This is a genomic window from Streptomyces thermovulgaris, from assembly GCF_002155915.1.
Classification (GTDB): domain Bacteria; phylum Actinomycetota; class Actinomycetes; order Streptomycetales; family Streptomycetaceae; genus Streptomyces; species Streptomyces thermovulgaris.
The window spans coordinates 1-6,428 of record NZ_MUME01000118.1; the positions used below are offsets into that span (position 1 = coordinate 1).

The 6,428-nt window shown below is 74.8% G+C and carries 6 protein-coding genes; 1 reads left to right on the forward strand and 5 read right to left on the reverse strand.

Translation table 11 applies throughout. The features are described 5' to 3' along the window. Nucleotides 1-919, reverse strand: a 919-nt coding sequence (locus CCN35_RS12175; protein WP_158100393.1) for an NAD(P)/FAD-dependent oxidoreductase, incomplete at its 3' end; no start/stop codon positions are given. 536 nt (nucleotides 920-1,455) lie between these two features. On the opposite strand from CCN35_RS12175, the gene CCN35_RS12180 reads away from it, so the two are divergent. After that, nucleotides 1,456-1,803, forward strand: coding sequence for a VOC family protein (locus CCN35_RS12180; protein WP_067389224.1), 348 nt, complete (start codon nucleotides 1,456-1,458; stop codon nucleotides 1,801-1,803). Nucleotides 1,804-1,852: 49 nt separating this feature from the next. Here CCN35_RS12180 and CCN35_RS12185 read toward each other — a convergent pair whose 3' ends face one another. The 4 genes from CCN35_RS12185 to CCN35_RS12200 form a co-directional block, all read right to left on the reverse strand. Beyond that, nucleotides 1,853-2,398, reverse strand: coding sequence for a GNAT family N-acetyltransferase (locus tag CCN35_RS12185; RefSeq protein WP_067388984.1), 546 nt, complete (start codon nucleotides 2,396-2,398; stop codon nucleotides 1,853-1,855). Between the two features lie 59 nt (nucleotides 2,399-2,457). Next, the gene (locus tag CCN35_RS12190) at nucleotides 2,458-3,381 is read right to left on the reverse strand and encodes a S66 peptidase family protein (protein WP_067388986.1); all 924 of its coding nucleotides are present in this window, start codon (nucleotides 3,379-3,381) and stop codon (nucleotides 2,458-2,460) included. A 79-nt stretch (nucleotides 3,382-3,460) separates the two neighbouring features. Then, on the reverse strand, nucleotides 3,461-5,431 hold the full coding sequence (locus CCN35_RS12195; protein ID WP_067388988.1) for an LpqB family beta-propeller domain-containing protein: 1,971 nt from the start codon (nucleotides 5,429-5,431) through the stop codon (nucleotides 3,461-3,463). A 183-nt stretch (nucleotides 5,432-5,614) separates the two neighbouring features. After that, complete coding sequence (locus CCN35_RS12200; RefSeq protein ID WP_245863131.1) at nucleotides 5,615-6,304, reverse strand: SDR family oxidoreductase; 690 nt, start codon at nucleotides 6,302-6,304, stop codon at nucleotides 5,615-5,617. Between the last annotated feature and the right edge of the window lie 124 nt (nucleotides 6,305-6,428).

Consider the following 6,428-nt stretch of genomic DNA (forward strand, 5'->3'; position numbering starts at 1 on the left):
TCGCCTGCGGGGACGCGGCCGCGGTGCCCGATCCGAACCGCCCCGGCACCTGCAGGAAGGGGTCGACCACGAGCCGTCCGCGCTCCAGCGGATGCCCGGTCCGCTCGACGAGCGGGTCGGGCCGTACGCCCACGCACCACACCAGCGTGCGGCTGCGGACGAACTCGCCGTCGGTCAGCAGCACCCCGTCGTGCGTGGCCTCCTTCACGGACGTGCCCATGCGCACCTCGACGCCGCGCCGCCGCAGCACGCGGTCGGCGGTGACCGACAGCCGCTCGTCCAGCTCCGGCAGCACGCGCGGCGCGATGTCCAGCAGCATCCAGCGGGGCCGCATCCCCTCCCGCAGGGGGTGGTTGCGCACCAGCGAGCCGGTGAACATCGCACCGTGCGCGGCCACCTCGGTGCCGGTGTAGCCGGCGCCCACGACCACGAAGGTGCAGCGGGCCGCGCAGTCCTCGGGATCGTCGGTGGACGCGGCGAGTTCGATCTGGCGGACCACGTGGTCCCGCAGGTACAGCGCCTCGGGCATGCCCCGGAAGCCGTGGGCGTGCTCGGTGACACCGGGGATCGGCAGCAGCTTGTTGACGCTGCCGACGGCCAGCACCAGCCGGTCGTACTCCAGCGTGCCCTCCACGCCCTCGGGGTCGGTGTAGTGCACGGTCCGGGCGTCCATGTCGATGTCGTCGGCCTCGCCGAGGACCAGCCGGACGCGGCGCAGTGTGCCCGACAGGGAGACGGCGACCCGGCGCGGCTCCAGGATGCCGACGGCGACCTGGGGCAGCAGCGGCAGGTACAGGAAGTAGTCGGTCGGGTTGAGCAGGGTGATCTCGGCCTTGCCCCGGGACATCCTGGACAGGGTCCGGGCCGCGCGGTAGCCGGCGAAGCCGGCACCGACGATCACGATGCGGGGTCGACTCACGGTTCGCCTCCGGCGCTGTCGCGGGCCAGACAAGGGACTTTCCGCGTCCCCCCGGCCCGGGCCCCCAAACGTCCGCTTCCACCGGCCGAAACGCCGCGGCCGAGGTCACCGCCGCATCCGCCGCGACGCCCGGGCACCCCGGCCCGGCCGGCTCCGCCGGGCGGGCGAGGGCGGCCGGGCGGGCCGGCTTGCGGACGCTGTGGTTCCCGGGCCGCTGCCGCCCCCGGAACACGGCTGGAACACGGCGCGGGGCCGGAGCCCGTTCGTGCGGCCGGTGATCGGTGCGCTGTCCGGGGCGGTGTCCCTGCCCATCGGGGCGGCCGTGACCTGTCCGGCCGTGCCGCGGTGGGACACGGCCGCGGCACGCATGGGTGTCCGTCGGCAGGAAACCGACAAGCACCCGGTCCGGTCGGCGGCCCGTCGGCTTTTGAAGCCGTTGTCCTCACCGCGCTCCGGCATGGGCCCGGGCGGCCGGGAACCGGACGGCCCCGCGCAGCGCGCCCCATGCCGTTCCATGGCCAACTACCCTCGTGCGCATGGAGATTCTGGGTGCCAGCCTACGTGTCTGCGTCGACGATCTGGACGCTGCGGTGCCGTTCTACGAACGTCTCGCGGGCAGCAGAGCGCTCCGGTTCGAGCGCGGTGGTGTCCAGGTGGCGGCGGTCGGCTGCTTTCTGCTGATGAGCGGCCCCGAGTCCCAGCTGGAGGTGCTGCGCAAGGTGGCGGCGACCATCGCCGTGACGGACGTCGACGAGACCCACAAGGTGCTGACCGAGCTCGGCGCGCACATCCTCGCCGGCCCGGTCCCCACTCCGCTGGGCCGCAATCTGATCGCCATGCACCCGGACGGGACGGTGTACGAGTACGCGGACCGCCGCGGCTGAGCCGGCCGGGCGGGAACGCGCCCAGGAGGCCGGGCGGAGGAGGGCCGGGTCAGGCGCGCATCTCGGCGGTGAGCGCCCAGCGCTCGTGGTCCCGCCAGTCGCCGTCGACGAAGAGCATGCGCGGGGAGAAGCCCTCCAGACGGAAGCCGCAGGCACGGGCGAGGGCGATCGAGGCGGTGTTGCGGGGCTGGACGTTGATCTCCAGCCGGTGCAGTCGCATCGGACCGAAGGCGTACCCGATCACGAGGTCGAGGCCCTCGCGCATCAGACCGCGCCCGGCGGCGTGCGCGAAGGCCCCGTAGCCGAGCGCACCGGACCGGAAGGCGCCGTACACGATGTTGTTGACGGTGACGAAGCCGGCGAGGGAGCCGTCGTGCTTCTCGCAGACCAGGAAGCCGGTCCGCGCCGGGTCCTCGATCAGCCGCCGCACGTACGCGGTGTACGCCTCGGCCGTGTCCGGCGGGAAGAGCCACGGACGGTGCAGGTCCTTGCTCTCCCGGACCCGGGCGGTGAACTCGGCGCCGTCCTCCGGGGTGAAGGGACGGATGCCCACACGGGGTCCTTCGGCGAGATGGCGGGAAGCGGTGCTCGGCACCCCGTCACCCTACGTCGCTCCGCGCACGGCCGCGCGTCCGGCACCGCCCCCGCGTCCGCTCAGCGCAGGGCGGGCTCGTCGAGTGTCAAGGTGCCCGCGTCGGCGTCCAGTTCGGCCCTGACGCCGAAGGGGATCGTCAGTGCCCCGTCGCAGTGGCCGAAGCCGAAGTCCTCGGCGACGGGGACGCCGAGCGTGCCGAGCCGGTCGGCGAGGAGGGCCCGGACGCGGCCGGGGGTGTCGCAGTTCTCCCAGGAGCCGAGGAGCAGCCCGCAAACCCCCTCGAGCCAGCCGGCGCGCAGGAGCTGGGTGAGATAGCGGTCCAGGCGGTACGTCTCCTCGCCCACGTCCTCCAGACAGAGCAGGCCGCCGGCCGCACCGGGCCGGGTGTGCGGGGTGCCGAGGCCGGCGGCGAGCAGGGCCAGACAGCCGCCGAGCGTGACGCCCCGGGCCCGTCCGGGGACCAGGGCCGTGCCGCCGGAGGCGATCGTGCGGACCGTCTCGGGGGCGAAGAGGGTGGCCCTGAGGTGGTCCTGGGCGCGGGCGTTCTTGACGAAGTCGACGCCGGCGGCCATCGGCCCGTGCAGGGTGACCAGGCCCAGCCGGGTGGCGAAGGCCTCGTGCAGCGCGGTGATGTCGCTGAAGCCGACGAACACCTTCGGCCCGGCCGCCCGCATGGCCTCCCAGTCGAGCAGGTCCACCATGCGCTGTGCGCCGTAGCCGCCCCGGGCGCACAGCACGGCGTCCACCGAGGGGTCGCACCAGGCGTTCTGCAGGTCGGCGGCGCGGTCGGCGTCCTGTCCCGCCAGGTAGTCGAACGTGTCGTGCCGGTCCAGTACGTGCGGCGCGACCACCGGGTCCAGGCCCCAGCCGCGCAGCAGGTCGAGCCCGGCCCGCAGCCGCTCCTCGGGCACGGGCCCGCTGGGGGCGACGACGGCCACCCGGGCACCGGGGGCGAGCCGCTCGGGGCGGCGCAGTTCCTTCACGTCCTTTCCTTCACGTCCTCCGTGTGCACGTCCTGCATGTGCACGTCCGTCGTGTGCGCAGCCGTCGCGTGCACGTCCTTCACGTGCCGAGCTCCAGGGTCGGGACGCCCGCCGTGTCCAGGCCGAACACCTGAGCGTACAGCGACAGCTCCGCCTCCAGCGCCCGCACCAGGGTGTCGGCCCGGCGGAACCCGTGCCCCTCGCCCTCGAAGGCGAGATACGCGTGCGGCACGCCCCGGCCCTTCAGCCGGGCCAGGAACCGTTCGCACTGCTCCGGCGGGCAGATCACGTCGTCCAGGCCCTGCAGCAGCAGGAACGGCACGGTGAGACGGTCGGCGTGCTCGAGCGGCGAGCGTTCGACGTAGCGCTCGGGCACCTCGGACAGCGGCCCGATCAGGGACTCCAGGTACTGCGACTCGAAGTCGTGGGTCCCCCCCGAGCTCCAGCCGGTCAGGTCCAGGACCGGGTAGAGGATCGTGCCGCAGGCGTACACATCGGTCGTGGTCAGGGACACCGCCGCGGTCCAGCCGCCCGCGCTGCCGCCCCGGATCGCGAGGCGCGCACGGTCGGCGGTGCCCTCCTCGGCGAGGGCGAGCGCGACGGCCGCGCAGTCCTCGACGTCGACCACGCCCCACTGCCCGCGCAGCCGGTTGCGGTACTCCCGGCCGTATCCGGTGGAGCCGCCGTAGTCGACCTGGACGACGCCGATGCCCCGCGAGGTGAAGTAGGCGATCTCCAGGTCGAGCATCGGGGAGGTCCGGCCGGTGGGCCCGCCGTGCGCCCACACGAGGTACGGCGGCAGCTCGCCGTCGGGTGCCGTGCACTCGGGGTGGTGCGGCGGGTGGAGGTGGGCGTGGATCTCACGGCCGTCCGGTCCCGTGAAGGTGCGGGTGTGCGACTCGGGGTAGTAGGCGGGGTCCACCGGGTCGGTGTGGGCGGCGCCGATCACCCGGGTCCGGCCGGTCCTGGTGTCCAGCTCGACGACCTCGTGGGCGCTGCGCGGGCCGGCGGCGACCGTCACCACGTGCTCGCCCCGGGCCGCGAGCGTGGCGTCGAACTCGGTCCAGGGCCCGGCCGCGTCGGCGATCTCGCCGGTCTCCGGGTCGAGGATGCCGAGGGCGGTGGTGCCCCGGCCGTGCACGACCGCGATCAGCCCGTCGTCCAGCGGCGCGAACCAGCGCCGGCCCAGCGTCCACAGCGGTCCGCCGAACTCCTCCTCACGGGGGCACAGCGGCGTGCCGTCGCGGTAGAGGTTCCACCAGCCGCTGCGGTCGCTGACGTACAGCAGGGAGCCGTCGGCGGCCCAGTCCGCCTGGACGATCGACTCCTCGGGACCGCCCGCCGCCGTCCGGGGCGCACCGAGGGAACCGTCCTCCCCCACCTCGGCCACCTTCAGCTCCGTGCCGTCCCACGGCATCCGCGGATGGTCCCAGGCCAGCCATGCCGCCCGCCGTCCGTCGGGCGAGAGCCGGGGGCCGGTCACGAACCGGTGCCGGTCGTCGGTGAGTTCCCGGACGGCGGCCCGGTCGCCGGCCGCCGAGCCGTCCAGCGGTACGGCGGCCAGAAGGCGCCGTACGTCGGTGGGTCCGTCGCCGGTGAACTCCTCCAGCACGCACCAGACCTCGCCGCGCTCCGGGCGCAGCAGCGGGTCCGCCCAGCGCAGTCCGCCGCCCACCGCCGAGACGGGTGTGAGGGGGCGCGGCTCGCCGCCGGGCTCGTACCGGTACAGCCGCTGGTCGGCGAAGTTCACGAACACCACCAGCGGTGCGCCGTTCCACACCGTCCCGGCCCAGGGACGGCCGCCGTACTCGATGACGCGGCTGCGCACGTTCCACGGCGCCGGCAGCACCGTCTCCTCCACGCAGCCCTCCCCGGGGGACTGCTCGTAGCGGCGCCGCACCAGCGTCCGCCGGCCGCCCTCCGCGGGCCGCGGTTCGGTCCACCACACCTCGTCGCCGACGAAGCCCACGAAATCCGGTCTGCCGCCGTGCGCGGCGACCAGCGCCGCGTCGACGGGCGACGGCCACGATCCGTACGGCAGTGTCTGCACGCCCCTCCTCCTTCGCCCTGGCTCCACCCCGGCTCCGCCCCGGCGAACGGGTCCGGCGCCCGGGTCCGCCACGACCTTAGGGGTCCGCCGGACCGTGCGCGACCACCGGCGCGGACATCCTGTGCGGCCGGTGCCCCGAAACAGGCCGGCGCGGCCGGTGCCGGCGGGGAGGTGCGACGGCCGTCAGACGATGCCGCCGTTGGCGCGGACGACCTGGCCGTTGATCCAGTGGCCGGCCGGGGAGGCGAGGAAGGCGACCACCTCGGCGATGTCGTCGGGGGTGCCGAGCCGCTCCAGCGGCGGCTGGGCGGCGAGCCGGGCGACGGTCTCCTCGTCCTTGCCCCGGAGGAACAGGTCGGTGGCGGTGGGCCCGGGGGCCACGGCGTTGACGGTGACGTCCCGGCCGCGCAGCTCGCGCGCGAGGATCATCGTCAGTGCCTCGACGGCGCCCTTGCTCGCGCTGTAGGCGCCGTAGCCGGGGAGGGCCAGCCCGGTCACGGAGGTGGAGAAGGTGATGAGCGCCCCGCCGCGGCGCAGCCTCCGGGCGGCCTGCTGGGCGACGACGAAGGTGCCGCGGATGTTGGTGCGGTGCAGCGCGTCCAGCTCCGCCAGATCCAGTTCGGCGACGGGCGCCAGACGCATCCGGCCGGCCGCGTGGACGACGACGTCGACGCCCCCGAACTCGGCCTCGGCGGTGTCGAAGAGCATCGTCACCTGCTGTTCGTCGGCGACGTCGGCCCGTACGGCGACGGCCCGGCCGCCGGCTGCGGCGACCTCCTCGACGGCGGTCTCGGCACGGTCCTGGCTGCCGGCGTATCCGACCACGACGGCGAGGCCGTCGGCGGCCAGCCGGGTCGCCGTCGCACGGCCGATCCCGCGGGAGCCGCCGGTGACGACGGCGGCGCGGGGCCGGTCGGGCTGCCGCCGGGGGGCGGGCCCGGGCTGGGCACGGAAGCGGGGTTCTGACCGGGTCACGGGGGCTCCTGCGGTGGTGGTC

Coding starts and splice junctions, on each gene's coding strand:
- CCN35_RS12180 (WP_067389224.1), top strand. CDS start 1,456: ATGGAGATTCTGGGTGCCAGCCTACGTGTCTGCGTCGACGATCTGGAC.